34 protein-coding genes and 1 pseudogene are annotated in these 25,023 nt (G+C 47.7%); 4 read left to right on the top strand and 31 right to left on the bottom strand.

Features of this window, described 5'->3' with window-relative positions:
* Positions 1 to 10 precede the first annotated feature (10 nt).
* Genes DVO77_RS09855 through DVO77_RS09845 form a run of 3 tightly spaced genes read right to left on the bottom strand, consistent with a single transcriptional unit; the run spans position 11 to position 2,212 of the window.
* On the bottom strand, positions 11 to 754 hold the full coding sequence (locus tag DVO77_RS09855) for a TIGR04219 family outer membrane beta-barrel protein (RefSeq protein ID WP_110457162.1): 744 nt from the start codon (positions 752 to 754) through the stop codon (positions 11 to 13).
* Positions 755 to 757: 3 nt separating this feature from the next.
* The gene (locus DVO77_RS09850; RefSeq protein ID WP_119978218.1) at positions 758 to 1,729 is read right to left on the bottom strand and encodes a DUF2333 family protein; all 972 of its coding nucleotides are present in this window, start codon (positions 1,727 to 1,729) and stop codon (positions 758 to 760) included.
* A gap of 12 nt (positions 1,730 to 1,741) precedes the next feature.
* On the bottom strand, positions 1,742 to 2,212 hold the full coding sequence (locus DVO77_RS09845) for a copper chaperone PCu(A)C (RefSeq protein WP_249038146.1): 471 nt from the start codon (positions 2,210 to 2,212) through the stop codon (positions 1,742 to 1,744).
* 51 nt (positions 2,213 to 2,263) lie between these two features.
* Between DVO77_RS09845 and DVO77_RS09840 the strand changes: the two genes are divergently transcribed.
* Positions 2,264 to 3,001 (top strand): enoyl-CoA hydratase, encoded by a 738-nt coding sequence (locus DVO77_RS09840; RefSeq protein WP_119978216.1) that lies wholly within the window; start codon positions 2,264 to 2,266, stop codon positions 2,999 to 3,001.
* Between the two features lie 495 nt (positions 3,002 to 3,496).
* Here the strand turns inward: DVO77_RS09840 and DVO77_RS09835 are convergent, their stop codons facing one another.
* From DVO77_RS09835 to dusA, 3 genes are all read right to left on the bottom strand, one after another.
* Entirely contained in the window at positions 3,497 to 3,703 is a 207-nt protein-coding gene (locus DVO77_RS09835; protein WP_119978215.1) for a PspC domain-containing protein, read from the bottom strand.
* 134 nt (positions 3,704 to 3,837) lie between these two features.
* On the bottom strand, positions 3,838 to 4,128 hold the full coding sequence (locus DVO77_RS09830; RefSeq protein WP_110457157.1) for a hypothetical protein: 291 nt from the start codon (positions 4,126 to 4,128) through the stop codon (positions 3,838 to 3,840).
* A 323-nt stretch (positions 4,129 to 4,451) separates the two neighbouring features.
* Complete coding sequence (dusA, locus tag DVO77_RS09825; RefSeq protein WP_119978243.1) at positions 4,452 to 5,429, bottom strand: tRNA dihydrouridine(20/20a) synthase DusA; 978 nt, start codon at positions 5,427 to 5,429, stop codon at positions 4,452 to 4,454.
* Between the two features lie 143 nt (positions 5,430 to 5,572).
* Between dusA and DVO77_RS09820 the strand changes: the two genes are divergently transcribed.
* The gene (locus DVO77_RS09820) at positions 5,573 to 6,646 is read left to right on the top strand and encodes a site-specific integrase (protein WP_119978214.1); all 1,074 of its coding nucleotides are present in this window, start codon (positions 5,573 to 5,575) and stop codon (positions 6,644 to 6,646) included.
* 48 nt (positions 6,647 to 6,694) lie between these two features.
* On the opposite strand, the gene DVO77_RS09815 is transcribed toward DVO77_RS09820, so the two are convergent.
* The gene (locus DVO77_RS09815; RefSeq protein WP_249038149.1) at positions 6,695 to 6,943 is read right to left on the bottom strand and encodes an Ogr/Delta-like zinc finger protein; all 249 of its coding nucleotides are present in this window, start codon (positions 6,941 to 6,943) and stop codon (positions 6,695 to 6,697) included.
* 227 nt (positions 6,944 to 7,170) lie between these two features.
* On the opposite strand from DVO77_RS09815, the gene DVO77_RS09810 reads away from it, so the two are divergent.
* Positions 7,171 to 7,476: a hypothetical protein gene (locus DVO77_RS09810; protein ID WP_119978212.1), complete on the top strand. Its 306-nt coding sequence runs from the start codon at positions 7,171 to 7,173 to the stop codon at positions 7,474 to 7,476.
* Between the two features lie 74 nt (positions 7,477 to 7,550).
* Here the strand turns inward: DVO77_RS09810 and DVO77_RS09805 are convergent, their stop codons facing one another.
* The 14 genes from DVO77_RS09805 to DVO77_RS09740 all read right to left on the bottom strand — a co-directional run bounded on the left by DVO77_RS09805 (position 7,551) and on the right by DVO77_RS09740 (position 19,115).
* A complete protein-coding gene (locus DVO77_RS09805; RefSeq protein ID WP_119978211.1) occupies positions 7,551 to 8,654 on the bottom strand; it encodes a phage late control D family protein in 1,104 nt (367 codons plus the stop codon).
* Positions 8,651 to 9,103, bottom strand: coding sequence for a phage tail protein (locus tag DVO77_RS09800; protein WP_249038145.1), 453 nt, complete (start codon positions 9,101 to 9,103; stop codon positions 8,651 to 8,653). The genes DVO77_RS09805 and DVO77_RS09800 overlap by 4 nt, the downstream gene beginning before the upstream one ends.
* A gap of 1 nt (position 9,104) precedes the next feature.
* A complete protein-coding gene (locus DVO77_RS09795; protein ID WP_119978210.1) occupies positions 9,105 to 11,915 on the bottom strand; it encodes a phage tail tape measure protein in 2,811 nt (936 codons plus the stop codon).
* Positions 11,908 to 12,039, bottom strand: coding sequence for a GpE family phage tail protein (locus DVO77_RS09790; RefSeq protein ID WP_014358022.1), 132 nt, complete (start codon positions 12,037 to 12,039; stop codon positions 11,908 to 11,910). The genes DVO77_RS09795 and DVO77_RS09790 overlap by 8 nt, the downstream gene beginning before the upstream one ends.
* 8 nt (positions 12,040 to 12,047) lie before the next feature.
* A complete protein-coding gene (locus DVO77_RS09785; protein WP_119978209.1) occupies positions 12,048 to 12,377 on the bottom strand; it encodes a phage tail assembly protein in 330 nt (109 codons plus the stop codon).
* 124 nt (positions 12,378 to 12,501) lie between these two features.
* On the bottom strand, positions 12,502 to 13,020 hold the full coding sequence (locus tag DVO77_RS09780; protein ID WP_119978208.1) for a phage major tail tube protein: 519 nt from the start codon (positions 13,018 to 13,020) through the stop codon (positions 12,502 to 12,504).
* A gap of 9 nt (positions 13,021 to 13,029) precedes the next feature.
* Complete coding sequence (locus DVO77_RS09775) at positions 13,030 to 14,199, bottom strand: phage tail sheath protein (RefSeq protein ID WP_119978207.1); 1,170 nt, start codon at positions 14,197 to 14,199, stop codon at positions 13,030 to 13,032.
* A gap of 118 nt (positions 14,200 to 14,317) precedes the next feature.
* Positions 14,318 to 14,602, bottom strand: a complete 285-nt coding sequence (locus DVO77_RS09770) for a hypothetical protein (RefSeq protein ID WP_119978206.1) — start codon at positions 14,600 to 14,602, stop codon at positions 14,318 to 14,320.
* Between the two features lie 127 nt (positions 14,603 to 14,729).
* Positions 14,730 to 15,962 (bottom strand): formylglycine-generating enzyme family protein, encoded by a 1,233-nt coding sequence (locus DVO77_RS09765; RefSeq protein WP_119978205.1) that lies wholly within the window; start codon positions 15,960 to 15,962, stop codon positions 14,730 to 14,732.
* 2 nt (positions 15,963 to 15,964) lie between these two features.
* Positions 15,965 to 16,495: a phage tail protein gene (locus DVO77_RS09760; protein WP_119978204.1), complete on the bottom strand. Its 531-nt coding sequence runs from the start codon at positions 16,493 to 16,495 to the stop codon at positions 15,965 to 15,967.
* A complete protein-coding gene (locus DVO77_RS09755) occupies positions 16,495 to 17,238 on the bottom strand; it encodes a phage tail protein I (RefSeq protein WP_119978203.1) in 744 nt (247 codons plus the stop codon). The genes DVO77_RS09760 and DVO77_RS09755 overlap by 1 nt, the downstream gene beginning before the upstream one ends.
* A complete protein-coding gene (locus DVO77_RS09750; protein WP_119978202.1) occupies positions 17,238 to 18,161 on the bottom strand; it encodes a baseplate J/gp47 family protein in 924 nt (307 codons plus the stop codon). The genes DVO77_RS09755 and DVO77_RS09750 overlap by 1 nt, the downstream gene beginning before the upstream one ends.
* The gene (locus tag DVO77_RS09745) at positions 18,154 to 18,510 is read right to left on the bottom strand and encodes a GPW/gp25 family protein (protein ID WP_119978201.1); all 357 of its coding nucleotides are present in this window, start codon (positions 18,508 to 18,510) and stop codon (positions 18,154 to 18,156) included. Before DVO77_RS09745 ends, DVO77_RS09750 begins: the two co-directional genes overlap by 8 nt.
* Entirely contained in the window at positions 18,507 to 19,115 is a 609-nt protein-coding gene (locus DVO77_RS09740) for a phage baseplate assembly protein V (protein WP_119978200.1), read from the bottom strand. Before DVO77_RS09740 ends, DVO77_RS09745 begins: the two co-directional genes overlap by 4 nt.
* 590 nt (positions 19,116 to 19,705) lie before the next feature.
* Between DVO77_RS09740 and DVO77_RS09735 the strand changes: the two genes are divergently transcribed.
* Positions 19,706 to 20,284, top strand: coding sequence for a hypothetical protein (locus DVO77_RS09735; RefSeq protein ID WP_119978241.1), 579 nt, complete (start codon positions 19,706 to 19,708; stop codon positions 20,282 to 20,284).
* A 210-nt stretch (positions 20,285 to 20,494) separates the two neighbouring features.
* Here the strand turns inward: DVO77_RS09735 and DVO77_RS09725 are convergent, their stop codons facing one another.
* From DVO77_RS09725 to gpM, 10 genes and pseudogenes are all read right to left on the bottom strand, one after another.
* Positions 20,495 to 20,959 (bottom strand): phage virion morphogenesis protein, encoded by a 465-nt coding sequence (locus DVO77_RS09725; protein ID WP_119978199.1) that lies wholly within the window; start codon positions 20,957 to 20,959, stop codon positions 20,495 to 20,497.
* Complete coding sequence (locus DVO77_RS09720) at positions 20,941 to 21,414, bottom strand: phage tail protein (protein ID WP_119978198.1); 474 nt, start codon at positions 21,412 to 21,414, stop codon at positions 20,941 to 20,943. Before DVO77_RS09720 ends, DVO77_RS09725 begins: the two co-directional genes overlap by 19 nt.
* Positions 21,407 to 21,652 (bottom strand): annotated as a pseudogene (gene lysC, locus DVO77_RS19415) (Rz1-like lysis system protein LysC); the annotation flags it as partial. The pseudogene lysC and the gene DVO77_RS09720, both read right to left, overlap by 8 nt.
* On the bottom strand, positions 21,552 to 22,022 hold the full coding sequence (gene lysB, locus DVO77_RS09715) for an Rz-like lysis system protein LysB (RefSeq protein WP_119978197.1): 471 nt from the start codon (positions 22,020 to 22,022) through the stop codon (positions 21,552 to 21,554). The gene lysB and the pseudogene lysC, both read right to left, overlap by 101 nt.
* A complete protein-coding gene (locus DVO77_RS09710) occupies positions 22,006 to 22,830 on the bottom strand; it encodes an N-acetylmuramidase domain-containing protein (protein WP_119978196.1) in 825 nt (274 codons plus the stop codon). The genes lysB and DVO77_RS09710 overlap by 17 nt, the downstream gene beginning before the upstream one ends.
* A 5-nt stretch (positions 22,831 to 22,835) precedes the next feature.
* Positions 22,836 to 23,159 carry a phage holin family protein gene (locus tag DVO77_RS09705; RefSeq protein WP_119978195.1) on the bottom strand — a complete coding sequence of 108 codons (324 nt, stop codon included), beginning with the start codon at positions 23,157 to 23,159 and terminating at the stop codon, positions 22,836 to 22,838.
* Positions 23,156 to 23,533, bottom strand: a complete 378-nt coding sequence (locus tag DVO77_RS09700; RefSeq protein ID WP_119978194.1) for a putative holin — start codon at positions 23,531 to 23,533, stop codon at positions 23,156 to 23,158. Before DVO77_RS09700 ends, DVO77_RS09705 begins: the two co-directional genes overlap by 4 nt.
* A 2-nt stretch (positions 23,534 to 23,535) precedes the next feature.
* Positions 23,536 to 23,754: a tail protein X gene (locus DVO77_RS09695; protein WP_119978193.1), complete on the bottom strand. Its 219-nt coding sequence runs from the start codon at positions 23,752 to 23,754 to the stop codon at positions 23,536 to 23,538.
* Positions 23,754 to 24,215, bottom strand: coding sequence for a head completion/stabilization protein (locus DVO77_RS09690; RefSeq protein WP_119978192.1), 462 nt, complete (start codon positions 24,213 to 24,215; stop codon positions 23,754 to 23,756). Before DVO77_RS09690 ends, DVO77_RS09695 begins: the two co-directional genes overlap by 1 nt.
* Before the next feature lie 101 nt (positions 24,216 to 24,316).
* Positions 24,317 to 25,021 carry a phage terminase small subunit gene (gene gpM / locus DVO77_RS09685; RefSeq protein ID WP_119978191.1) on the bottom strand — a complete coding sequence of 235 codons (705 nt, stop codon included), beginning with the start codon at positions 25,019 to 25,021 and terminating at the stop codon, positions 24,317 to 24,319.
* Positions 25,022 to 25,023: the final 2 nt, after the last annotated feature.

The raw sequence follows: 25,023 nt of genomic DNA, 5'->3' as shown, positions 1-25,023 counted from the left end.
GATGACAGCGTTAGAAAACCAGTTCTACACCGGCAAAAGCGCCCTTGAACTGTGAGTTAGCAGTAATACCATCGAAGCCATTAACATCGAAAGTAAAGTCACGATAACCGACACGGATTTTAGTATCGAGCGCGACGCCATCAAAATGCCAGCCTAAACCAACAGAATAGTCATATACACTAGTTTCATCTACACCCAGCATCACATCAGCAAACCCATACAAGCCTAGACCGGGCAAGCCTACTTCGGCATTAGCGTACGCCATCACAACACCGCTACTCAGATCTTTTTGCTCAGGATGACCAGCATCAGCAACCCGATATGAACCGTGCATACGCTTGTAAGCCGCACCTAAATCGAGCGCGACGAGGTCGTTATCCAGCAACTCATAATACAGTACAAAATCTGTGTTGCTTAAGTTGGTCGCAGTCGAAATACTACCTGGGCTAAAGGTGTGTTCGCCAAAGATCCAAGGGGCTACCAATGTGCCTTGACCATCCGCATCTAAGCGATTCTCACGAATTTTAACATTTGGTACTAATGGGATCGGATGCTCAACGGCAACCCAAAGGCTACCTTGTGTTGATGAGCCGTAATCAAAATCTTGTTGAGTTTGACCACCTTGTGCAAAAGTACCATTAGTATCCGCTTGCCAAATATCGCCACCCACTTTAAAACCAACCAGTGTCGCGGCCTGTGCAGAAGTCGCTGCTAGTGAAGTAAGCAGAGCACATGCAAGTAGTGTTTTTTTCATCATTTAACCTTGAGTCAATAAGTTAGTGAGATCAATAACCGCAGCATTTGCGCGGGAAATATAATTGGCCATCACCAATGAGTGATTAGCCACTATGCCAAATCCTGATCCATTAAGGATCATCGGACTCCACACAGGTTGCTGAGTTTCTTCCAGCTCACGAATAATCTGCTGTAAGCTGACTTCAGCGTTTTTCTTCTTTAATACATCGGCAAAATCGACCTCAATAGCCTTCATAAAATTCAGCAAGGCCCAAGTGGCGCCGCGAGTTTCATAAAATACATCATCGATTTCCCACCAACCTGTTTTTATCTGCTGACGCGCTAGATTCGGGGTCGACTGGCTGGCTTCGGTTTCTCCGGCTAAATCGGTATTGAGACGATCTTGCCCAACACTAGCAGACAAACGCTGCGACATGCTGCCTAGGCGCTTTTGCACCTCTTTTAACCATTCATTTAAGTTATCGGCTCGGGCATAAAACTGAGCATCGGGATTATTGGTATCGGCAATGCGGGCACGATAAAGTTTGAATAATTTAATCGCGTCACGGTATTCGCCTTCAGCACTTGGAACCAACCAACTGGTGTGCTCAATATTCAGCTTAGAATGGGCGGCTAACAGATCGTTATCGGCGGTAGATTGCGATTGTGACCGACTAAACTCTTTGCGCATGATCAAGGCAAGATCACGTGCCTGCTCGATAGCACCAAATTCAAACGCCGGCATGTTATCCATAAATAGCGAGGGCGGCATAATGTCGTTAGATAACCAGCCACCACTCTTATCGAGCAGGGTCTCGACCGTTAAAATCAGTGACGTTGTGGTCGCATAGCCCACCACTTTTTGGCCAGTTGCACTGTTAAGTTGGTGCGGTTCAATTCTATCAGGCTCGATGCTCCACCACACACTGACAAAATAGCCAATTAGAAACACTATTGCGGCGACGAAAGCGCCTTTTTTCCATGTCATCTGCATACGATTACTCCGTTAATGGTGGTGATGATGATCCATTTCACCATCTTGCTTAGTCGCATCTTGTCTGGTGACCGTCAGGGTAATAGCCTGCTCGGTACCATCATCAAATGTAAGCGTTAAACCCACTTTCTGGTCAATTTGTAATGGCTGCTTTAAGCCTAGCAGCATCACATGGTCACCCGATGGCGCCAGCGCCAAATTGTCATGGGCTGCAATGGTAAAATAGGGGAGCTGACGCATTTTAATCACGCCTTCCTCTTCAACCAGTGTATGTAACTGCGCCTCTTCGGCGACATCGGTTTCCACTGCGACTAGTTTAACCTCAGGGCCATGATTCATCAGGGTAAAATAAACAGCCGTATTGGGCACACTAGCAGGCATGGCTCTCACATAGCCATCGACTAGCATCACATTTGCCAAAACGGAGAATGAAGTGCATGATAGCAACACAAAGTTAAACGCGTGTTTGAAAATCTGTTTCAATGTCTTAAACTCCTTCTTAATCCCATTTGCCACAATAAGGAATCTTGACCAATGAGTACCATTCAAATTCAGGATGAGCAGGGCGTTCGCATTATCACCTTAAATCGCCCAGAAAAACGCAATGCGCTTAATCTCGATATGTATAATCAACTCACAGAATACCTTATCCAAGGGGATTCAGACAACGGAATTAACGCCTTTCTGATTAAAGGGCAAACAGAGTGTTTCACCTCTGGCAATGATATCGCTGACTTTTTAAAAAATAGTAACTTAGGTCCAGAGCATCCTGCATTTAAGTTTCTTTTTGCCCTACTTGATCTCAATAAGCCCATTGTTGCGGCGGTGACGGGAGCGGCCGTAGGTATCGGCACTACACTGCTACTGCATTGCGACTTAGTTTACGCCGACAACAGCGCTAAATTTCAACTCCCTTTTGTCAATTTAGCCTTAGTTCCCGAAGCGGGTGCCAGCCTATTATTACCACGTTTAGTGGGGCCGCAAAAAGCTGCCGAATTACTGCTATTAGGTGAGAGCTTTGATGCCGAATCAGCATTGTCGATGAATATCGTCAATCAGGTGTTACCCAATGAACAGCTGTTTGACTATGCACTCAACCAAGCAATTAAGTTAGCACAGAAACCGCCTCAAGCCTTGCAGGCGAGCCGCCGCTTAATGCGATACGATATCGAGGCAGTGCGATCGCAAATGCAACAAGAGTTAGAGGCGTTCGCGCTGCGACTGCAAAGTGATGAAGCTAAGGCGCAATTTACCGCGTTCTTGAATAAGTAACAGCATAAGTGAGTCATGACATAGCGTCGGTTTAGTCGCTCTAAGCCGGCAACATCACTAGGTAATACCTCACCCGACTTCAATGCAGTTTAGATAATCCAAACCATACAATGCACTTTGGATGCGTTTTATGCGAACCTCTTTGTACCCAAGTTCAAGGTCAGCTAGTATCTGTGCCCTTTGCCACCGCATGGCTTACTATCAACTCTCTTGCGCTGTAACAGGAGTCACTGCGATATTAGCGTTCATGTTAAATGCTAATATTCCCACCCTCTCATTAAAATATGCTCTAACTCACTTAATATCCAAGGCTTAATCTAAAGCGCTAAGGTGAAAATAAGCAGGCTAATCACAATGACCACACCTAATTCCACGGCAATAGCGGCTGGGCTCTGTGTACTAGTTAATCTCAGTTTCATCATAGTATCCTCTCAATAAATATCATTATCATCTGCTTTAACACTTGCTATGACCTATCAATCACGGCCTATGTGGTTAATAAGGCGATTTTCGTCTAGGCAATACCAATGCCAGCGCAAAATAAATCACTAAGAACATGGCCGGATTCATTACTACTGCCACCGTCCACACCACCCGAGTCCACAGGCACGACCAAGCAAATTTATCGGCCATGGTTGCGGCGACCCCACAAATCAAGCTACTAGGCCGCTTCAGGGTGTCAGTTAGATCATCAATCTTCATCGGTGACTCCTATTAAGGTATTGAGCAGTTAACTTCCCGTCAGGCTTCTTACTGTGCATACCAGTGCCGCACAAATCACAAAACCCAAGACAGGTAACAATAAAATCAATGCCAGCTCCCAAAAATACATCTGCTCAGTCCTTTTGGCTCACACTGGCTATCACTGCATGTTGATCTGACGTTGCAGGCTCTTCAATCGGGTTTGATGACTCAAAACCGCTATCGAACAGTGACTCCGACAACTGCGCCTGCAGTGACAAAGTTAGCTCTTGTTTTACTAGAGTTATTGCATCTTGCATTTGCGCCGCTAACTGACGCTCCAAAGTGGCGCTAATGTCATTTGGTATAAAATCCTCTGCGGTTGCAGAAAAACTGATCCCGATAAATGTGGCAGCGACTAATGACATTCTAGTGAACTTGTTCATGGTCTTATCCTTTGCTATTTAATGGTGATAATTAAGACAATACAAGTGGCGTGCCAACTCAGTAACAACAAGCTAAGCGTTTGAATTAAATGCAAAAGATTGAAGATAGAATTATCCAAAATAACAAACAAGGATTAAGCGAAATGAAAGGAGTTAGCGAGTTTCACTAGGCAGTAGTCATTTTTACTACTCTCTATGCTGAACACCCTGATCGGCGCCCACACCATAGAAAAGCCTTCACCAAGGTGAAGGCTTACGCTGGGCATAACAGGGTGAAAATGGATTAAACCTTGATGTTATCCAATAACATTGGGAGTACTAATTTACACAGCCTCCATGCTGGCTCTGGCCTGATGGATCACTTCGATGCCCGCGCCAGGCTTATGGGCATTTTCACTCACATAACGACGCCACGCGCGAGAGCCCACTTCACCTTGATATAGCCCAGTAATATGCCGAGTGATATGGTTTAAGCGCCCTCCCGCTTGTAAGTGTTTTTCGATATAGGGGAGCATCTTTTCTAGCACGGCATCTCGGCTCAACACAGGCTTATCGCTACCACATAAGCGTTGATCAACTTCGGCCAGAATATAAGGGTTTTGATAGGCTTCACGCCCCACCATTACACCGTCTAAGTGTTTAAGATGCTCAGCACATTCATCTAAGGTTTTAACGCCACCATTAATGGAGATATTCAGCGCGGAATAATCGCGCTTTAAACGATACACACGTTGATAATCTAGCTCAGGGATCTCACGGTTTTCTTTGGGACTCAAGCCTTGCAGCCAAGCTTTTCGAGCATGAATGATAAAAGTATCACAGCCTGCGGCGCTAACGGTGTCGATAAACTCAGTCAAAAACTCATAACTGTCTAACTCATCGATACCGATACGGGTTTTAACCGTAACGGGGATATCTACTACACTGCGCATCGCATCGACACATTCGGCCACCAACTTAGGTTCGGCCATAAGGCAGGCACCAAAACGGCCATTTTGTACTCTATCTGACGGGCAACCGACATTGAGATTAATCTCATCATAACCACGCTGCTCAGCCAGTTTGGCACAGGTGGCTAAGTCAGACGCATTCGACCCACCAAGTTGCAGCGCAAGCGGGTGCTCCTCTTCGTTATACGCTAAATAATCACCCTTGCCATGGATAATCGCTCCTGTCGTCACCATCTCGGTATACAGCAAAGCTTGAGCAGACATGATGCGAGCAAAGTAGCGGTAATGCCTATCAGTCCAATCAAGCATGGGTGCAATGGAGAAGGTTCTATTTAGCGGTTTCATTGACATTACTGGCTTACAGCCTGATTTATTTGATACAATCATTTGTTCCGAGTTGCTCTGAATTGTCTGTAATTTCGTTGAATTTCGTTGTATGGTGTCCCATATAGGCCCCACAATGGGGTAGGACGATTTAGCGAAATTCACTGATTATGGCATCTTTTACAATAGAGAAACGAGCAAAGGCAAGCGGCGAGTTTAGTTACCGGTGTACTGTGCGCGTCAAAGAATCCGGCGAAATTATACATCGTGAGTCGAAAACATTCAGTAAAAAAGAAGTTGCTCGCACTTGGGGTAAAACTCGTTGTGATGCCATTGAACATCATGGGGCACTCAACAAACATAAAGTGGTGTCCCTTGGGGCCCTGTTAAATTTGTACTTTGAAGATCACGACTTATGGGGCAAGACAGGCCGAACTAAACGCTATGTCATTAAAATGCTTATGGACTGTGATATCAGTAAGGTAAAAAGTGACGCCCTCAAAACCAGTGATCTGATTGAACATTGTAAAAATCGACGCGCAGCGGGTGCAGGCCCTTCAACTATCTACCATGATATTGCCTATCTTCGTAGCGTTATGAAAAAGGCTCTGCCCGTTTGGGATATTTCTGCCAACCACCAAATTTTCGAAGATGCTGTGCCCGTTCTTATTGAAATGAACTTAGTAGGAAAAAGCCAGAAACGAACACGACGACCAACAGAGAATGAACTTGAGAAATTAAGAGGTGGTCTTCAAACAAGGATGGACTTTAGGCCCAATGGAAAAACCAGGATACCTTATCTCGATATTTTGGACTTTAGTATTTTAACCTGCATGCGGATCGGTGAGGTTTGCAAATTACGCTGGGAAGACTTAAACGAAGATCATAAAACTGTTTTAGTCCGAGATAGAAAAGACCCAAGAAAAAAAGAGGGCAATCACATGATCGTGCCTTTGCTCGCAGGATCATTTGATATCGCAAAAAACCAACCTAAAAATGATGACTTGATTTTCCCCTACAACCCGAGATCTGTAACTGCAGGTTTTCAGCGAGTTCGTAACGAATTGGGCATTGAAGATCTGCGATATCATGACTTGCGTCGAGAAGGTGCTAGCCGATTATTTGAAAAAGGTTACTCTATCGAAGAAGTTGCTCAAGTCACAGGCCATAGAAACTTAAACATCCTATGGCAAGTATACACTCAACTGTTTCCGCATAAGTTGCATGACAAGTTTAAGGAATAACAAAAAGCCCACTTTGATGTGGGCTTTTTGTTTTGGTTTTACTATTGATTATCGCTGAGCGGAACTAGCTTCTGTGCGGCTTGGCTCGACTTGTGGCTTGGATATTCTACTCATTTGCAGATTTATCCCTTCGCGACGAATGCGCGGAGCTACTACAGTGCGCTGGATTTCTTCAATACTAACAAATATGTGACCGCATTCGTCGTTATTGCAGCGATAGGTTTTCTCACGGGTGAGCGGTGTGATAGCACGAGTTCGACGTTGTAATGCGCGGCTGTCACAATGTGGGCAGGTCATGCCTGCACCGCAACCCATTACGCAATCCCTCTGTAAGTGATTTGACTTGGTTTATGTGAGGTCATGGTTGTCTCCTTATCCGTATTGCAGATAGTCACTGCGTGCAACCATTCTAAATGGTGAGCATATGGTTATATACACAAGACATTGCATCTATTTTTAGATTTTTATCTTCCATAACTGATATTGTTTCGCTTAAATTCAAAAATATTCCATAGGACTACATTATGAGAAATGAAGACGTCGAACTAGAAAATACAGTAAAAAGAGTTTACTTAGATACCGCTATAGAAGCACTTGAATCTAATGGTAGATATTGGAACAGTACAATCCCTAGGCCTACAGCGAAAAAGTTATATCAGATGTTGGAAGAACGTGGTTATGGGCACTTAATGCATACGGAAATAAGCCCTCGTTATGAGCATGTTTTTTACCACGAACGAGATTTTGAACAAGTACAGTTAATCGCTATAGAACGAGCTCGACTACAAAATTTATATCCAGAAATGTCTGAACAAGAATTCCCCATTTAGTTAATAAATAAAATTTGGGATAGTGATTATCGCTGAGAAGATGTTCATGTCTAGCGTTGGCACTATTCCAAATTTTATGATTCCACCTCGGCCACTTCACTATTCTTAACTTCTAGTTCTATCCCTGTGGTGTAACCCGTGTCGGTGATGTTGTGCTCGACACGGGTGAGTAGCCAGGCGCTGTTGTCGATTTGCGGTTTAAAACCACTGACGCTAACCGGCAGCTCCGGGAATAACTCAGGCCTGCCCATAGCTAAGGTGATGGAGAAAGTAGCCACGCCGCGTTGTAGCTTGTCCCACATGGCACGCGCTGCGCGCTCGGCGTTCTGCTTGTTGGCGTAGATATGCCGCAAGGTTTTGACGTTATCGTTACTGCCAACCATGATCTCCTTTTCCCCCACAATGACTTTTACATCACTCGGTTTCGCTTCGGTTGGCTTTTTAGCTTTAACGGTTTGTCGCTTGGCGCTTTTATCGTTTTGCCAATAGGCCACAACGCCTGAGTAAGCATCGCGATCGGCTACGCCAAATTGATGGCTGTCGCCAGATTGTCGAGTTATGTTTACACTATCTAGCGCTAATCCGCTGGCGGTGTGGGCTAAGCCTGCTTGTAAAAATAACAGGTTGCCGTTCTTTACCGTTGCAATTGCATCAAACTGCTCGGCTAGGCGGCTTAAAAAGTTGGCATCGGATTCGTTGGCTTGGTCTATGTGATCGATAATCTCTGTAAATAAGTTTTCGCTGAGTTTACTCTTAAGCTGATGTCTTGCTGCGATGATATCGATAATGCTTTTCACGCTTTGTTGGTGAAAGCTTTGCTCGCGATTTTGCTGCAGTGTACCTCTCATGTCTGCTGATTTTCCGCGAATAGTTAGGACATCTGGCGGACCGCTGTGCTCCAGTTCGTCAATGGTGTAGGAGCCTTTATCTACCAATGTACTACCCTTCCAGCCAATACGTACTTGCATGGTTGCGCCCTTTGGTGGCATCGCCAGCTCACTGTCTGAATCATCGAGCTGCACTTCAATACTGTCGGCCTCAAAACCGCGATTATCGATGAGACGCAGCGACATAAGCCTCGCTTTCACTTTGGGACTGATGTCTTTGCCATTGACCAATATTTGATAGTCTGGTGTTGGTTGGTCACTTGATGTGAGTTGTTTAAGTACCGCCGTCATACTAGGCCTCTTGCAAGCTTACTTGCTCCGATACCAATGAGTTTTTCATTCGCTATTAAGTTGGTATTTTTTTCATCTACACGCTTAAGTTCGACAGTAAACTCAATTCGCCTGGCTGCACCATCATTAAAAAATTCACTACGACCTTTGCTGATTTTTTCGATCACAAAAAAGCCTGTAACAGTGCCGCGCCCTTCAATTAAGGGATAGGCTTTACCTGTATCCGCCATTTTTTGTAATGTTTCAAGGCTCTGCTCACTACCTGTTATCTCCGGCAATAACACACCTGCAAGCGTTAACGTTTCGTCCCCAACCCCCAAGAACTGTGCCGATGGTCTAGCGCCAACGCGGCTATTGGTAGGGTGACGCCATACCATGTCATGCTGTGATGTTTGGTATGGCACAGTTAGCCGGCTAAATACAAAAAAACCGAGTGTCATCATGCTCATATTAATAGAGATCCTTCAAGCTGGTGCGTAAACGTGCTTGTTGGGAACGTTCACGTTTATCTAGTTCAATACTGACTAATCGCGCTATATCCTGCGCATCCATATTGGCGGTGGCATGGATGGTAATAGGCGCGTGTATTCCTGCATCGATGTGAGTAGGTTGTGACAATAGAGTTTGACGCAGCGCAGTGTCGCTGCCTCTGCTGAGCCTATCTGTCGTTGTTTTAGATGTTAATTCGGTATCACTATCGCCATCCTTAGCTTTTCTGGCGGGTAGCTCGCCCTCTTTTACCAAACGAATTGCATCTGGTACCGAATAATCAGCGCCTTGGTATTCGTCTCTGATAGTACGGGTTTGGTCTGAGATTGCCTGCAAATTTGGCATCGCGGTGGCTGGAAGTGGCGAGATGCCCAGCGCAAAAGCAGTGCCTGCCATTTGTTTGCTGAGTTTATTTACTTCGGCTAACGGCTCCTGCTGAGTTCGGCTAATGCCTACTGTTAGCCCTTGCATAGTTTGATCGCCCATTACCGCAAACACTTTACTGGGTGAAGCAATACCGAGCACATCTTTAAACCAACCAATTGCATTGCTGGCCACATTGGTGATGGTTTCTTTTACCTCGGTCAGCTTGCCAGTGATCCCCTTAACCAAGCCGTCCATCGTCATCTCGCCCAGGCTGTTAAATTTAGCTGGCAATCCAGTAAAGAACGTGATGACTTCGCTGAAATTGTTCACAATCAGCCCGAGTGGCGACCATGAAAAAACGGCTTTCATGGTTTCCCATATGCCAGAAAGCACAGCTTTAATGGGCTCTGGTAAGCCATTAAATAGGTTAGTAACAGCAATAATACCGCTATCGACCAATGAGGTGATTGTCTGCCAGAATCCAACCATCCACGCCTTAACCGTGTCCCAGTGAGTAACCAGTAAATACCCAGCAGCGACTAACGCAGTAATACCTAAGATCACCCAACCAATTGGCGTAGACACCAGCGCCAAAGATAACGCCCTTAATCCACCAATAACCCACTTAAATGCACCACCCAACTTAGTGAGTGCGCCCCCCATCAGCGGCAATGACTTAATGCCAAGTATCGATGTGCTGTATTTAAGCATGGCCATCGGGCCTAAGATGCCCGCAAGCATGATGGTGATCGAACCGCCGACAGCCGCGACAATAGCCATAGCTGCAGCCGCTTTAAATAGCGTGCCCGTTAACTCAGGATTCGCCCTCATCCAATTACCGATGCCATTAACAACTCCGGTGATTTGCTGGATAAAACTGCGAATACCTCCGTTGTTACCTTCGAATATTTCGATACCGACATCTTCCCACGCAGATTTAAGGGTATCGATATCACCCTTGGCATTATCTGCCATGGTCTTGGCCACTCGCGCGTTCTCACCCGCTGAATTGCGCAATACATTAGCAAATGAGGTGATGGCGCCATCGCCCTGCTGCTTAATTAGCTCGCTGACCCCTGTGCCGGCTTCTTCGCCAAAGATGGTTTTAAGTATTGCGGCACGGTCAGCGTTACCCATCGTCTTAGTGGCCTTGACCACATCAGCCAAGATGTCGGGAATTGCACGCAGATTGCCGGCACTGTCCTTGGTCTTTAGTCCTAACTGCTCAATGGCTGCTGCGGCAGGGCCAGTTTGCCCTGCCAAACGGTTGAGCATGGCGCGCATTACCGTGCCGCCTTGGCTCGCTTGAATACCAATGTTACCGAGTAACCCTGACATAGCGGCGGCTTCTTCTACACTCACACCTAAATCACGCGCGGCAGGTGCAACGTATTTCATCGTTTCACCCAGCATGGTTAAGTCAACGTTGGCGCGGGTTGTGGTTGCGGTAAGCACATCCCCAAGATGATTCATTTGATCTGCACCTAAACCAAAGCCGGACAATATGTTTGAGGCTATATCTGCTGTCGCCCCGAGATCAGTATCGTTGGCCTTGGCTAAATTGAGCATGCCAGGCATGGCTTGTTTAATTGACTTAGCATCAAAGCCCGCCATAGCTAAGAATGACTGCCCCTGTGATACATCGTTCGCGGTAAAGCTGGTTGAGGCGCCAAGTTCGCGCGCTTGTTTGCGCAGCGCGATAAGTTGCGGGTCGTTCTTATCTAGCCTAGTTAATGCCTGAACTTTGGATTGTGCGGCGGTAAAATCTAGACCTGGTTGTAACACCTGCGAGCCAGCATAGAGCGCGGCTGCACCTGAAGCTGCAGATGTTGCGCCCGCACCTGCCATGTTGCCCTGAAGTATTTTGGTTTTGTGATAAGAGGCTTGTGCTGCGGATAGCTTTTTCTGTTGCGCCGAAACCTGTTGTAGGCGGCGCTTTTGTTGGTCAAGTTGTTTGTTAGCCTGAGAAAGATCAGCAGTCAACGTGCGTTGGTGCTGCGAAAGATTGCGGGTATCAATCCCCGCAGAGCGGAGCGCTTCACGCTGCCGGTGCTGGCTAATGGTTAAGTTTTTATGCTGAGTATTCAGCCTGACCGTTGCCGCCCTAGCTTGCTCATACTCTTTAACCAGCGCTTTAGCTGGCGCCTGACTGCTCCGCATCTCAAGCGCTAGGCGTTTCACTTCCTTTTGTGCCTTGGCCAAATCATTGGCGGTAATACCAAGGCTGCGGCTCACCTTACGATAGCCATCGATTTGAGCTGACTGTTTATTAAGAGACTTAACTCGGTCTTGCGTCTCTTTTAATTGAGTGGCGGTTATGCCGCTGGCTTGGCGCATCTTTTTTAATGGCCCAGTGATCTTATCCACTGCCGCCAATAACACGCGCATCTCTAATTTTTTAGTCATGCGAAACCTTGTTAATCCTTTCCCATCTATCCAGCGCTTTATCGTGCCAGCCTAGAAGCTCATCGATGTCCATTGCCGCCATCTCGGATAGCGGCCAATGAAAGATAATGGCAATATCCGCCATGGTGTCATCTATGCACTCAGGGATGCTTGACTGTCGCTCTCGCTCTGACTGTCCATCTGTAACTTCTTCGGCACCAAAAAATTACTAATTTCTCCACCAATCTGCACTAAGTCAGCAGGGTCCATGTTGAGTACTTCATCTTTGGTGATCATTGGCGAACTGATACGAGGCAGCACTGTCGAGATAGCGTTAACGTCAAGATTGAGCAGATCAGATAGCGATAATCCGCGCAATTCGCCAGCCTTAGGCTTGCGTAAAGTGACCTCGGTAACGGACTCTTTACCGCGTGTGATTGCTTGATCGAGTGTTACTTTTTTATGGGTAATATTGACTGACATTGTTAGACCCTCTGTTATGGCTAGGATGGCCGGTATGCGGCTAGAGGGCAGGACGCCCAGTGCCGCCTAATTAAAGAATGCCCGCAAACGGCTCTCCGATGCGGGCTAAGGTTTGTGGTTAGCGTTATAAACCAATGGCTTTACGATGCTCTGCCATACGGTCGACACCATCTGCCCCGATTTCAATCATGTTGATGATATCGATTTCACACAGCACCTCACCGTTTGCGACTTCTTTGTAATAAGTACAGGTCATGCTGACTTTGGTTTGGGTGTTATCCCCCATTTTGAAAGTGCCACGGTCGAGTTCTTTGTAACGACCACGGCAAACGATTTCTACCGACTCAGTTTCGCCTGTATCATCGCGCTGAATGGAACCCAGAAAGCGTAGCATTAGGCCGTCAATCTTACTGGTTGACATCTTCTTAACCAGCTCTGATTCATAGCCGCCTAAGGTGAATTCGACACCTAAGGCGTCATCATCTAGCCCCATATCAATATCTACGGATCCTGGCATGCCGCCACCGCGATATTTCTCAAATTTGCGAGTGAGTTTGGCGGGGGTAAACTCCTCCGCCAAACCAATCCAGTTGTCACCATCACCGAATAGGTTTAGGTGCTTGAGTTTTCTTGGTAAAGCCATGGGGTATCCTTAGGCCGCTGCAACTGCGGACGCGAAGTCGACTAAATAGCGGTCGGTAATTTTTTGACGGAAGGTTAAATCTTCCAGCGGAGGCACTGGGGTGTAGTCGTAATCGATATACAACTTGCCAGCCTTAATCGTGCTGACGTCGTTAACGTCTTCGCTGTACCAGGCTTGGCCGTCAACAATGTAACCTAGGCCTTTTAACTCGCGGAACTTGGCGTTAATACCTTCGATAATATCTTTAACCAATGTAGGAGTTATCGGTTTATCGACGGCCCACATGTGCGCATCGGCAATGGTGTCAGCCAACACTTGGGCGGTGCGGGTGTAGTTTTCAAACTGGAATAAGGGATCTTCTGAGCAAGTGCGTGAGCCCCAAAAACGGAAACCTGATTGGTTAATCAGCGTAGTGATGTCATTACTGTTTAGGTAGCCTGCATCGGTAGAAGGATCTTGTAAGTCCCAGAACACCGGCTGACTTAAACCAGTAACGCCGCTAACCGTGACGTTCGATAGCGTTTTGTGCCAACCGACTTCTTTGTCGATACGCGCGCGCAGACCTAATGCGCGAGCGGTCGCTGTCGCGTTAACACTGGCAGCCGCAACGGTATCAAACGCAACAAACTCAGGCCAAATGACCATCACTTCACGGTCGCCAAAGTTTTCACGGTAAGCCACGGCTTCTTCTTTGGTGGCGCAGCCGTAGGCGCTGATATAGGCAAAGGCGCGCAGTTTTTTGGCGGTTGCTGCAAGCGCTGTGGCAACGGGTAAAGTGTCTAATCCAGGCACGCCAAGAATGCGCGGCTTAACGCCCAACAAAGACTGGGCCGCCAGTAGTGCTTTGAGGCCAGTGTATTGCCCCAATGGCGTTACGGTGCCAATAATGTTCGCCGTTGTGGCGGTTTCATCCGCGCCCTGTTCAACACGCACCACGACAGTGAGCGTATTGACTTGATCAGCAATGCCTTCTAGCGTGGGCTTTAATGTGCCTAAGGTGCCAGCTTTACCAATGGCTTGCATGACATTGGTTAGCAATACTGGGGTGTTTAGCGGGAATAGCGTTGCATCGGCATCGCTGGCGGTGCAGACAATGCCGATGACAGAGGTTGATACTGTGCGAATGGTTCGGGTGCCATCATTGACTTCAATGACGCGGACCCCGTGGTGATAATCCATAATAAGCTCCGGTGCTGTGGGTTTTGCAAAACTAAGCAGGGCTAAGCTTGCAGAGCACACCGGAGCGGTGCTAGCTGTTTGAGTGGTAAGAGTCGCTTATTGACCTAAAAACCTCTGATCATTCATCAGTAGCGACAGGATAGCGCTGCTTGATCTCGACCACTTTATCGCGCCAATGTTGCTCGCTTTCTGGCGCTTGGTCGTATTGCCACTCCATATAAAGCGGGTCTGACTCTTCTCGATACGCAGCCTTACGTTTTTCGATGTTTTGTGACAATTCAAAGTCACGCTGAGCGAGCACAGAATTAACCTGCTCAGTGCTCATGCCTAAGTTGTTCATGTATTCACGCGACACATCAGTGTGCGATACGCCGTTAAATAAATAGGTGAATTTTTCATTCATTGCTGTTTCTCCTGAACGGCTTGGCCGTTTATTTTCAATAAGTAAGGCGGTCAATCTGCCGCCAATCGTGAGTGAACCGCTGCGCCTTCTCGAAAAATAAGTGCAGCACACAAAGATTCAGGCTTCACTACACAAAGAAAGCTGGACGGAAACCGATGTAGCTGCTCGCACCCGAGCGCGGATGGCCCAAGTTGAGCGCACCCAGCCCGGCGTTCGCGCCGTAGCTCCAGTCGCCACCGCGGACAGGGAACCGGTCGCCGTAGTTTCTCGCGCCAATGTAACCACCAACGGTAGCCGTAGTGGCCGATTCAATTAACAGCTTGCGCAATAGCTCGTTAGGCACGTAGCTCACTGCTTTAGTGATTGCAGCAAAGTGCGAGGCGGTTAGATATGGGTAATCGCTTGAATCGTCATTCATCGGACCGTTGCGCTTAGTCACTGCATTACTGAGAATTGGCGCGCCAGCGCTGCCCGTGCCAGTTTGGTCATCGGTAGGTGAATCAAAATAGGCAGCGTGTTTATGCCAGTTGGCTTCCGCCACGGCAGGGTTATTGTCCAGCGTGGTAATAACCTGGCCATCGTCTAGCTTAAATTGATCTAACCATTCCCAAACGTTGCCCACTAAATCACACACGCCAAAATTGGTATGGTCATGATTCCAAGTAGATGGCCCTTTGCCCGTGTCCGTTCTACCCGTGCCGCTCACGTCCCCTGGTGCACCATTATCGGAGCGACGTGCGGTTTCCCATTTCTTCTCGTGCGAGCGACCGTAGTTTGTGTTGCCGCGCGGTACGGTTCCATTAGCGAGGGACCATAGCGCAATAGCTGCCCACTCGTGCACTGACATCATGTGCCAATTTGCGCCTTTGCGTGTGCACAGCTCTTTTGCTACATCGTAGTTAACGGATGTGCGCGGCTGTACGCCACCAATAACGGCACTGCCACCATTGGCTGTTGAGGCTAAATATTTGCCGATTAATATCTCGCCGCGGGGTACGCCGTTAGTTTGGAACGCAGGGTGAACCCCTGTGCCAAGGTTTAAGTCAACCAGCCCTAGGTCTTCAATATTGAAGCGTGGGATAACGCACATAATGTTAGGATTACCCTGAGCGTCATACACCACGGTATTGCGACCGCCAGAATTGTGCTCGATAGCTTTTTTGTAGCCGTCGGTGGCGATAATGGTCAGTCCGGCCGCTTTTTGATCGTAGGTTGATTCGACCTTAGCAATGGAGTCATTGGTTTTTTTATCGATAGCCGCCATCTTGCCAGCGACTTCTTGCGATAACGCCTGTGATGCGGCAGTTTGTGTTGCGGACGCGACTTTTAGCCCCGCAATTTCTTCAGCAATCGAGCTCATAATTATCCCTCTAGTTGTCTAATGCGCTCACTGAGTTGCATGTTCCAGTGAGCATTTTTAATTACTGCCGCCGCATTTTGTAAAAATGCCGTACAGCCCGCGATAAACTCTTTGTCTAAAATCAGGTTAAGGTTTTCAGCGCCCACTACCACTGTGATGCTGTCTGTTGGCAGCGCCTCAATATTTAACGTAAACCACTGCACGACTTTTACAGCTGGGGTTCGGTAGCCCAGTGTCTTATTTGGTGCGCTGTATACGCCAAGCAAAGTCGTGCCAATGTAAAACCCTATCTCTTTGATGGCGTACTCTAGTGCGCCATCAAATACGCCAGCCATCCGTAGGCTTTTGCCACCATCTTGATAGTCAGAAATGGCAATGCGCTCTTTTTCAGCGCTCAAGCTGGTTTGGGTTTTAGAGGGCGTATAGGCGTTTGAGCCAAACGCCATGTGAGTGATCTCGGCTCTCAGCCCTTTGTCTTTTGCTGACAAGCAAGCGGCAAGGCCAGCTTCAGTAAATTGCAGTGTTAGTGCCATTACACAACTCCCGTTAATTCGTGTTCAGAGATGATTAGTTGATGCGACACCGCCGCAAGCTTGTGGGTAAATAACAATTCGTCAGGTAGCACAGGAGATAACTGGTAATTGGTATCGATGCAGTCAATACGATGCTCGATGCCAAATATGCCAGCTAAGGCAATAACACCATCAGGGCGAACGCCATTAGAATCGGCATCGATATCAGATATGCCCACACTAGGGCTAATGCCCGCAGCAATTGAAAGTGACTCTTCAAATGAGATACCAAGCTCAACATCAAAATGGATCGAGCCACGCTTTGAGGTTCGAATGGCCTCTGTCACCATGGCGAGCATTTTTGCGGTTATCAATCCTTCATTTTCGTCAGTGATATTGTCGTTAACTAACGCGAGCACTTTCATGGTGCCGCGCACATTGCTGCCAGCGCTTTCCCACCATTCGAGGATATTGGTCTTAATGCCTAAGCTATTAAGTGCCCGTTGCACCGCATATGGCGTGCCTTTGTGGCGATGAATATCGAAAGCATCGTTAACAACCTGGCGCTTAACGCTTTCAGGCCAACTGTCTTCCCACTGATCGACTGAGTAGGCCCATGCGAGCCAAGGCAGTAATGACAACGGACAACGAAACGGGTCCCACAAATCAGCAATCGACAAGGGTAAATCCAGTGAGCTGGCGATCACTTGTTCGATATCACGCTCAAGTGTTGACGCATTTGGAGGTAACAATGAGGAGCTCATTAGCCCTCCCCAATGGTGATATTGCTAGCGCTGCAAAATGCCGCTTGGTGAGCGAGTACAGCAATATCTTCTAATGGGCTAATCAGTTTTACGTTACTCACACCAGGCTGATGCAAGGCGCGGTAAATACCCGAACGAGTGTGAGCCGCACCTAAACGCCGCTGCTCTTTTTGATAGATGGCCAATGCTTTATTCGCAGCAGCTAACACAACCTGCGCATCTGGCCCTGGCAATATCTGTAATTGAGCCTCAACGTTATAATTAATGATCTCGGCTGATTGAATGGTAACTCTGTCGCCCTGCGGCCTGACCTTGGATGGCGTATTTGATTGGGATAACCCATCCGCACTCAAGCCAAATGTAGCGCGTACCTTTATGAGTAAATCGGCACTTGCCACACCATCGCCCTCGATAGATAAAACAGTCACCACCATGTCGCAGGGTTCAGGGCTGACAGCGTTAGCATCGGCCACGCGGCCATCGGCGCCCAACGCAAAGAAAACATAACCATCAATACTGCCGGCGGTGTTCAGTCCATCAAATGCCATTTGTACGCGACGTTTAAAGGATTGCTCATCCTCAATAATTTCTGGGATAGGCGGCACTGCAGTTGCGTCTCCCGCTTGGATCACTAATGGTGTGAGGTCATAACGCGAGCCTAACGCAATCAGGTCATTCCCCGTTGATGAGGCCAAAATATTACCGCGAGTCGCATCATTCATTTGCGCAACCAAGTGCATTTCACGGTAAGCGAACACCTGCAGTAATTTGGTAATAGGGTCAGATTCCAGTGCCAGCACAGCTTGATAACCTTGATCAATGCCGACCAATATTTGCTTAAGCGCCGCAAAGCGCTGCTCAAAGCTCAACGGCTGGATAATGTCAGGAACTGGGACTTTAGAAAGGTCAATGAGCTCAGCCATAGGTCGCCTCAAACGCTTGTTGCCGCTGGATATCGATGCGGTCTGTCAGCAAGTTAAATTGCATTTTTCCGTTAAGGTCGCCGGCAATAACTTCTATCTCAGTGATGCGAATACGCGGTTCCCAACGGGTTAGCGCGATAACTGCCGCCGCCATAATCTGCAGCTTTACCGCGGCGCTTTGGGGTTGGTCGATGAGTTCAAAAATGGCGCTACCGTAGTCACGACGCATCACCCGCGACCCCAGTGGGGTGGTTAAAATATCCTGGATACTTTGGCTAATATGCTGCGACTCGCTTAAACCGCGTCCATCAAAACGGCTCATGCCTTGCCAGTTTTTATTTGAGGTCATTGAGGGCCTCCGGATGTGCCTGGGCCAGTATCGACACCACCATGTTTATGGGTACCAAAGTTAATGCCATCGATGCTTACGCCGCCTGAGTTCGTCATTTTGCCGTTGTGTTCAATCGCGCCCGAGACCTTGGCGCCCTGATCTACGGTGAGCTTTTTCTTAACCTGTAAGTTGCCCGTAAAGACCGAGTTGGGGCAATCGATAGTCACCCGCTCGCTCGCCTGTACAGTGGCGGTTTTGATACCGGTAACTTTAAGCGCGCTGGTATCTGGGTCGTACTCAATCACCGCGCCGTCTGGATAAACAGTGCGTTCACGATTGTTGTTATCGTCAGGCTCTGGGTTTTCATCGCTATAAAGCGCGGGCAGAATGTAAGCATTTGTTAGATCGCCGCTAAGCGATAGCAGCATCACTTGCTCGCCTACTGTAGGGCGCCAACTGGTTTTTGCCTTGCCGGCACGGCGGGTGAAAAAGGGGCGAAACTGGGTAAGTAACTCACCGGTTTTTACGCGGCACGAATCGCCCTTTACTTCGGCAACGGTGCCAATACGTAAAAGGTTATCGATACGGCGTGTGAGTTCAGCAATAGCTGCAGCAGTGTTCATGCGGCTATGGTTGCCAGTTGTATGGCGAGCCGCAAAGGCTTTGGGTGGTATGTGGGAAGTTATAGCGCAAGATATAAGTTTAAAATCTTTTCTGCCCCTTTCCTTGTTTCGTATGGCTGAACTAGCTCTGCTTGATATTGGGCTGTTGACCTAATTTTAGTAATGCTACAAAGTGCCTACTGTTCTAGAGGCTTACCATTCTCTAGATAATCTTGGTAGTGCTTTTCTAATGCCTGCAAGAATGTTGCTCCACCCAATACGCTCTTTCCAAAGCTTGCCATCGACTATTACTCTATAGCAGTCAATACGATTGGTTTTATATAACTCTAACGTGTGCGTAGTTGATACACCATTGTCGAAATCGGTAATGTCAATAACTCTACGAAGCTCAGGAATGAGTTGAGCTAATACATCACCCTGATCGTATTGTGCTTAAGCAGCATTTACTTTACTGTATGATTTACGATAATTTTTTTGAGTCTTACTAGTGTGTCTATACATGCTTGGCCTCCTACCTTACAAGGTAGCGAACCTTGCAAGGTCTCAATAATAAGCTGTTAGATGAGAACATTGACTTGAGTGGTAGCATTATGGATAGAGAACAGTTTGAGTTGATAAAAGTTATGGAATTATGTTGTAGAGACATAGTTATAAACCTTTCAATGCACGATGAACTTAATAATGTTCCAGAACGAATAGAGTCGTCAGAGGGTAATATTCTATTCAATTCTTATTGGGCACAAACAAGAAATAATGCTGTATTTGTTTCTATATTACGTTGGTGTCAGGTTTTTGGTGCTCATAAAGAGGACACGCACTGGAAAAACATTAACTCTCTTTCCCTGTCGACAATGAGAGCAAATATATGTAACGCTTGCGATATCACAGAAGATGAGTGGGCTCAATATCACAAGATAGCGTTGAGTTTTAGACACAAGTTGGTTGCTCACGTTGATGTTGGAGAAATCTTACAAAACCCAGCAAAAGTTCATTGTTTAAAAGTTTATCTTGATTCAGCAAAATTTTTACGCAATATCCTAATTGAGCTGTTATTGGACTTTACTTGTACCGACTCAAAAGTACTTAATTATGTGCAGTTATTATCGCGATTGACTAACTCAGAACTCGAGCGACAAGCTAGGAAAATGGCAGCGACAGCTCTCATCTAACTGTTTAAGAGTGATTCGCAACGCGTGACATTTTTACTATGCGTTGCTTTTAGTGTTTAAGGTGGTATGCGGTGGCTTTTATGTTGCGTTGCTCACACCTTAACAGGGCGTTATCTCATAGAAATTTTTATCCGAAACTGACAGGTTAGAGTTAAGGCTTTAACTCGAAAATGTCCAAAAGCTGTTTGAGATATTAGTTGGTGGAGAGATTTAGACCATCGTCGCTAAATGCCTAACAATAGCCTCTTCTATCATGTCCTGCTCTTCAACCGTGAACCCCAACAACTCACGCTGCGGGTATTGTGCCGATATCCGCTCGTTTATCCTTCCCCTAAGCCCGTATTGATGCTCGGTCGCTACGCGGGAAATAAACCCCGTAAACCCAACACTGGCTGCTAATGCTGAATACTCAGGTTTTAAGTATTTTTGCCTGATGATTTTCTGAAACATCAGCTTCTTTTTAATAGCCCCAAGCCTTTTCGCCCATATAGGCTGCGGCTTTCTCGCCTCAAATGCGCTGCCATCTGGTGCTTTGTTTTGTTTAATCCGCTGCGCCTGGCTTGCTCGTAAGCGTCTTGAAATATCGCGGCTTAATTGCTTACGCGCGGCAGGGGATAATTGTTGTATTAGCCCGTCAAACAGTTCATTTAACTGGGTTAAATCGTCGGTGGCCATGGTACTTCAATCCCATTGGTGTAAAGCGTCCAATCAATCGCTTCGTCATTGAAAACGGGCTCTGGTAAGTGTGTCACTTCAAGCTGCATCCCCTCACCCGCAACAACTTTTACTCGCTCTGTTAATGCCAGCACAATTTCGATGTCGGCAGTGGTGTGATTAATGATTTCGGCTTTGAACTTAAAACCTGTCTCGCGCTTGTCTGGATTCAATAACAGCTCTGGTTGCTGTGTGGCCAGCCAACCTAAAATAGGCACGATAAGCGTATCAGCATGGGCGGCGTAGTCCGTCACGATTAATACGCAGTTGAATTGATACTCAAAACTCAGGTTTTGCCCCGCACCGGTGGCGATGATGTTGCCGTTCTCGATGAATACGTGCAGGCAATCAGGGTTTTGTTGTAAGTGGGGAACGTGGCTAGATAACAGCTCACGCAGCTGCGCCGGCTTATTCATGGTGATGACCTTCCGCTTGGCTTAAGGCTTTAGCTTGCTGCTTAACTTTCTGTTTAGCTTCTTGTTTAGTTTGGCACTCGATAATCATATCGATTTGTGCGGCGCAGTCATGCCAAGCCGTTTCGCAGGTATCTAGCTCACTGCTTATCCCTTGATTGCTTATTGGGTTGCTCGCCGGCAACAGGCAAGGGATCACGAGTGGACAACCAACGACGGTACTCTGCACTGCCACTAATGGCGGGGCGCTGGTGCAACCGGCTAATAGCATCAGGCAGGACAGTATCAGCCCAGGCTTTAACATCGCTAAGTTCACGTTTTAACTCCTCGATTTTGGTTCTTCTGAACCGACTAGTGTTATTTACACTGGCAAGTTGCTCACGTAAAAGCGCCTGCGCCTGCTGGTTTTCTGCCGATATCTGCTTTAAGTCAAAATAAGACTGCGACGTTTGAGTCAGCGATTGCAGCATTACGCCCTGCGTCTGCTGCAACTGACTAAGCCGCTCTTGCTGCAGATAAATCACGCCTGCCATAGTGAACGCAATCCCGATGGCGGCGACAATTAAATAGCCTGCAAATGGCTGGATAAACCGGCTAAGCAGCGACAACATTTTCAGCGCCTTGCGACTTGCTCGCGGCAGTAAACTGCTGATACTTGCGCGCTAATTTAATGTCGTAGTCATTTTCTTTATAGGCGGGGCCATTGTAGCGCTTGGCAAACTCTGCCCACTTACGCGCTTTGAGTGCCTTATGCAACACAGGATCTGCTTCGATAAACTTAACCAAGGCATTGAGCTGTTCACCCTCTGACATGTCCATGGCTTGCTTGAAGGCCTGCGGCGATGGATAGCCCAAGGCTTGCCAATGAAAGCCCATTATCTGAAACATGCCCCAACTACAGGCACAAATCGCCGCCTCTGGATTAAACTGGTACGCAATCGCAAAACGCTGGTACTCACCACTGCCGCCGGTATAACCGCCACGGGCTGGGTTGCAAATATTCGGGTACTTCGTTGCCAGCTCTGCCGCTGCTGCTGCATCTTGCTCCAACACTTCACGATAAAATACATGCCGTTCAAATAAAATACTTGGTCTACCACAGGCAAAAAAACCAAAGCCGTTGGATTCCACTTCTGCCACGCTGGCCATTGCAGAAAACGAGACGCCAAGCAGGCTAGCTGCTGCCAATAATTGTGAGCTTTGAATGAACTTGTTACGGCTTTCTCCAGCGAGGAGCGCTAACGTTCTTACGCCAGCGTAGCCGGTTCTCGGTAAGTCATGCTTATCTTGAAATTGCGCGATGGCCTTTTGGGTTGCATCACCAAACCAACCATCTACCGTTAATGACGCACCAGCGGCATTGAGCCGTTGTTGTAAATCACGCACTGCCGTGCCATTGCTGCCTTTTCTTAGAGTCATCTCGATTACCTATGTTTGGTTTTTAATGTTTGTGCACGGGGAATGCGCACTAGCCTGCTACCAACTTTTTTCGAGTTTGGTTGCAGAAGATGCGCAACATTGCCCCGCGTTTGGAAAATGGCAATGCAGAGCGTGGCTTTTAGAAATACCTCCGCATAACTCGGCACTGTGGCGATGCCATACACTGTGTGGATGACCTCAATACCTGCGGCAACAGTGATCAAGTAAGCACAAATACTGATGAATATGCGATGCCGCCCTGTTCGTACGAACAAAGCCAGGCGCAACACAATTAAGCTACAAATAACGGCATTAATGATTAGCATCATTTCCCCTTAAGCCCGCGCAGGGCATTAAGCCAACTTTCTGGGTTATTGGTGAGTTTCATAAAATACTGCAGCATGCGCACAACACAGGCGGATGAAATGAGTGCCGCCATACCCACATTAACCTGCAAGGCATCTGGCAGTAATGCACTCAAGGCATTGGCTGCCCAATTGGCGCACAGTACGCCGCCCAAAAATGACACAATAAACAGTCCGATACGCTGGTAATTCCCCGCGGCGTCATTCGAAATAATGAACAACACTGCACCGGTAAACGCGCCGATCATGACTGCAGGTTCAGCCCCTGGCACTAATGTCAGCACGCTGGCGGTGACGACTGCTGATGTGGCTGATGTCGCTGAAATTGGCTCGCTCATCATTAATCCCATAGTTGAATAAAGTTTGGCTGTGTCGGCGCGGCCACCTGCACAGGAAGAAGTACCAGCGTACCGTTTGGCAATATAGGGCCAATGGCAGCAAGCTGCGGGTTAGCGTCTAGCACTTGCTCAGTGATCTCCGCCGTTACCCCAAGGTATCGATAACAAATCTTATCGACTGTATCGCCCTCGATGCTGCGCACTGCCTGCAAGCTACTCATTAAATGAGTTCCACCGTGACATGGCTTTCGCCTAAGATGTCGCGAATAGCAAAGCGTGCATCACGGCGAAGATCGTCAACGCTATCGCCGAGCACTTCACCCGCCTTTAGCCCCTTGGCCGTGCTCTCAAAATCGCTATAACGCTCAATAAGATTGGCTTTGGTGAGGCAGTACACCGCGCGTAAATACAATTGCAAATAGATGCTCTGGCCGTTGATTTGCTCGGCTGGCACCTGTTCTAAACCGTCAAAGCCCAAGATTTGCTGCCCGATACGCCAATCCTTGAGATCACTGTTTGTCTGCAGTGCTGCATTGATGACTGCGTGCTCAAGTCGTGCGTTTGTCACTGTGCCATCAAGGCGCATGGCATCGCGCAATGTCGCTAACTGAAAATCAGGCCAAAACGGGCTGTTGGTAATCGTGCTTGGTGCTGCGCTAGTGGCTGGGGCGATAAAACTCATGTTTACCTGCTTGCGGCTAGGTTGTGCGGTGGGCTGGCTTAAGTAGTGAAATTGGATAACGCTACTTGGCCAGCGCCGCACGGGTTGCGAGGGTCGCTCGGTTAACCAGCACTGCCTTGTGATTCAGAGGGCTCAGTGCTTTCGGTTGTTTGTTTGTCGGCGTTCTTAAGATCACGAGTGACTTTCTCGATAAACTTCTTCACACCCACTTTATCGTTTAGGGCTAATGCTTTTTGATAGGCGTCGAGCGCAGCGGTTAACTCGCCTTCCGCTTCAAATGCTTGCCCCATTTGACGCAGCAGCTTAGCGCGCGCTTCGTCGTACATGTCGCTCTCGGCCGTAAGCTCAAGCACAGCGTTTAGCTGCGAACTGGCTATCGGTGTTTCGGTTTCAATCACGCGCGCGGCGGTTTCGGCAACTTCTTCGGCAATGGTACAAGCCAGATTGCGCTCAAAGCGGTCTGGCATAACCAGATCATGCTTAAGCGCATATGCAGCTAGTTCAATCGCGCGGTCGATATTGCCGACATCGATATGCCACAGCAGCACAGTCACGAACACTTCATCCTGCACGCCACTATCGCCCTTAATGGTGCCATCAATATAGGCATCGTATTCAGGCAAGAACTGCGATTTGGCCTGCTGCTTACGTGCGAGCGCCTGCACTGTTTTTAAGATGCGGCGATGCTCGGTAAGCTGCATAAGCATGAGTTCGTAGGTGTTTTCGGAGCGAGCGCTTAAGGGGGAATCCGTTCCCCGCGCTGCGGCTAACACGCCATGAAAGCGTTTATGGGCGGGTGATGTCATGG

The organism is Shewanella algidipiscicola (assembly GCF_003605125.1).
GTDB classification, from domain to species: domain Bacteria; phylum Pseudomonadota; class Gammaproteobacteria; order Enterobacterales; family Shewanellaceae; genus Shewanella; species Shewanella algidipiscicola.
Note: the sequence above shows the minus strand (reverse complement) of the source record. Positions and strands in the feature narration are given on the sequence as shown.

Excerpts from the sequence above, each read along its gene's own strand:
- DVO77_RS09855 (WP_110457162.1), bottom strand. The coding sequence starts at position 754 with ATGAAAAAAACACTACTTGCATGTGCTCTGCTTACTTCACTAGCAGCG.
- DVO77_RS09850 (WP_119978218.1), bottom strand. The coding sequence starts at position 1,729 with ATGCAGATGACATGGAAAAAAGGCGCTTTCGTCGCCGCAATAGTGTTT.
- DVO77_RS09840 (WP_119978216.1), top strand. The coding sequence starts at position 2,264 with ATGAGTACCATTCAAATTCAGGATGAGCAGGGCGTTCGCATTATCACC.
- DVO77_RS09835 (WP_119978215.1), bottom strand. The coding sequence starts at position 3,703 with ATGAAGATTGATGATCTAACTGACACCCTGAAGCGGCCTAGTAGCTTG.
- DVO77_RS09830 (WP_110457157.1), bottom strand. The coding sequence starts at position 4,128 with ATGAACAAGTTCACTAGAATGTCATTAGTCGCTGCCACATTTATCGGG.
- dusA (WP_119978243.1), bottom strand. The coding sequence starts at position 5,429 with ATGTCAATGAAACCGCTAAATAGAACCTTCTCCATTGCACCCATGCTT.
- DVO77_RS09820 (WP_119978214.1), top strand. The coding sequence starts at position 5,573 with ATGGCATCTTTTACAATAGAGAAACGAGCAAAGGCAAGCGGCGAGTTT.
- DVO77_RS09815 (WP_249038149.1), bottom strand. The coding sequence starts at position 6,943 with ATGACCTGCCCACATTGTGACAGCCGCGCATTACAACGTCGAACTCGT.
- DVO77_RS09810 (WP_119978212.1), top strand. The coding sequence starts at position 7,171 with ATGAGAAATGAAGACGTCGAACTAGAAAATACAGTAAAAAGAGTTTAC.
- DVO77_RS09805 (WP_119978211.1), bottom strand. The coding sequence starts at position 8,654 with ATGACGGCGGTACTTAAACAACTCACATCAAGTGACCAACCAACACCA.
- DVO77_RS09800 (WP_249038145.1), bottom strand. The coding sequence starts at position 9,103 with ATGAGCATGATGACACTCGGTTTTTTTGTATTTAGCCGGCTAACTGTG.
- DVO77_RS09795 (WP_119978210.1), bottom strand. The coding sequence starts at position 11,915 with ATGACTAAAAAATTAGAGATGCGCGTGTTATTGGCGGCAGTGGATAAG.
- DVO77_RS09790 (WP_014358022.1), bottom strand. The coding sequence starts at position 12,039 with ATGGCGGATATTGCCATTATCTTTCATTGGCCGCTATCCGAGATGGCG.
- DVO77_RS09785 (WP_119978209.1), bottom strand. The coding sequence starts at position 12,377 with ATGTCAGTCAATATTACCCATAAAAAAGTAACACTCGATCAAGCAATC.
- DVO77_RS09780 (WP_119978208.1), bottom strand. The coding sequence starts at position 13,020 with ATGGCTTTACCAAGAAAACTCAAGCACCTAAACCTATTCGGTGATGGT.
- DVO77_RS09775 (WP_119978207.1), bottom strand. The coding sequence starts at position 14,199 with ATGGATTATCACCACGGGGTCCGCGTCATTGAAGTCAATGATGGCACC.
- DVO77_RS09770 (WP_119978206.1), bottom strand. The coding sequence starts at position 14,602 with ATGAATGAAAAATTCACCTATTTATTTAACGGCGTATCGCACACTGAT.
- DVO77_RS09765 (WP_119978205.1), bottom strand. The coding sequence starts at position 15,962 with ATGAGCTCGATTGCTGAAGAAATTGCGGGGCTAAAAGTCGCGTCCGCA.
- DVO77_RS09760 (WP_119978204.1), bottom strand. The coding sequence starts at position 16,495 with ATGGCACTAACACTGCAATTTACTGAAGCTGGCCTTGCCGCTTGCTTG.
- DVO77_RS09755 (WP_119978203.1), bottom strand. The coding sequence starts at position 17,238 with ATGAGCTCCTCATTGTTACCTCCAAATGCGTCAACACTTGAGCGTGAT.
- DVO77_RS09750 (WP_119978202.1), bottom strand. The coding sequence starts at position 18,161 with ATGGCTGAGCTCATTGACCTTTCTAAAGTCCCAGTTCCTGACATTATC.
- DVO77_RS09745 (WP_119978201.1), bottom strand. The coding sequence starts at position 18,510 with ATGACCTCAAATAAAAACTGGCAAGGCATGAGCCGTTTTGATGGACGC.
- DVO77_RS09740 (WP_119978200.1), bottom strand. The coding sequence starts at position 19,115 with ATGAACACTGCTGCAGCTATTGCTGAACTCACACGCCGTATCGATAAC.
- DVO77_RS09735 (WP_119978241.1), top strand. The coding sequence starts at position 19,706 with ATGGATAGAGAACAGTTTGAGTTGATAAAAGTTATGGAATTATGTTGT.
- DVO77_RS09725 (WP_119978199.1), bottom strand. The coding sequence starts at position 20,959 with ATGGCCACCGACGATTTAACCCAGTTAAATGAACTGTTTGACGGGCTA.
- DVO77_RS09720 (WP_119978198.1), bottom strand. The coding sequence starts at position 21,414 with ATGAATAAGCCGGCGCAGCTGCGTGAGCTGTTATCTAGCCACGTTCCC.
- lysB (WP_119978197.1), bottom strand. The coding sequence starts at position 22,022 with ATGTTGTCGCTGCTTAGCCGGTTTATCCAGCCATTTGCAGGCTATTTA.
- DVO77_RS09710 (WP_119978196.1), bottom strand. The coding sequence starts at position 22,830 with ATGACTCTAAGAAAAGGCAGCAATGGCACGGCAGTGCGTGATTTACAA.
- DVO77_RS09705 (WP_119978195.1), bottom strand. The coding sequence starts at position 23,159 with ATGATGCTAATCATTAATGCCGTTATTTGTAGCTTAATTGTGTTGCGC.
- DVO77_RS09700 (WP_119978194.1), bottom strand. The coding sequence starts at position 23,533 with ATGAGCGAGCCAATTTCAGCGACATCAGCCACATCAGCAGTCGTCACC.
- DVO77_RS09695 (WP_119978193.1), bottom strand. The coding sequence starts at position 23,754 with ATGAGTAGCTTGCAGGCAGTGCGCAGCATCGAGGGCGATACAGTCGAT.
- DVO77_RS09690 (WP_119978192.1), bottom strand. The coding sequence starts at position 24,215 with ATGAGTTTTATCGCCCCAGCCACTAGCGCAGCACCAAGCACGATTACC.
- gpM (WP_119978191.1), bottom strand. The coding sequence starts at position 25,021 with ATGACATCACCCGCCCATAAACGCTTTCATGGCGTGTTAGCCGCAGCG.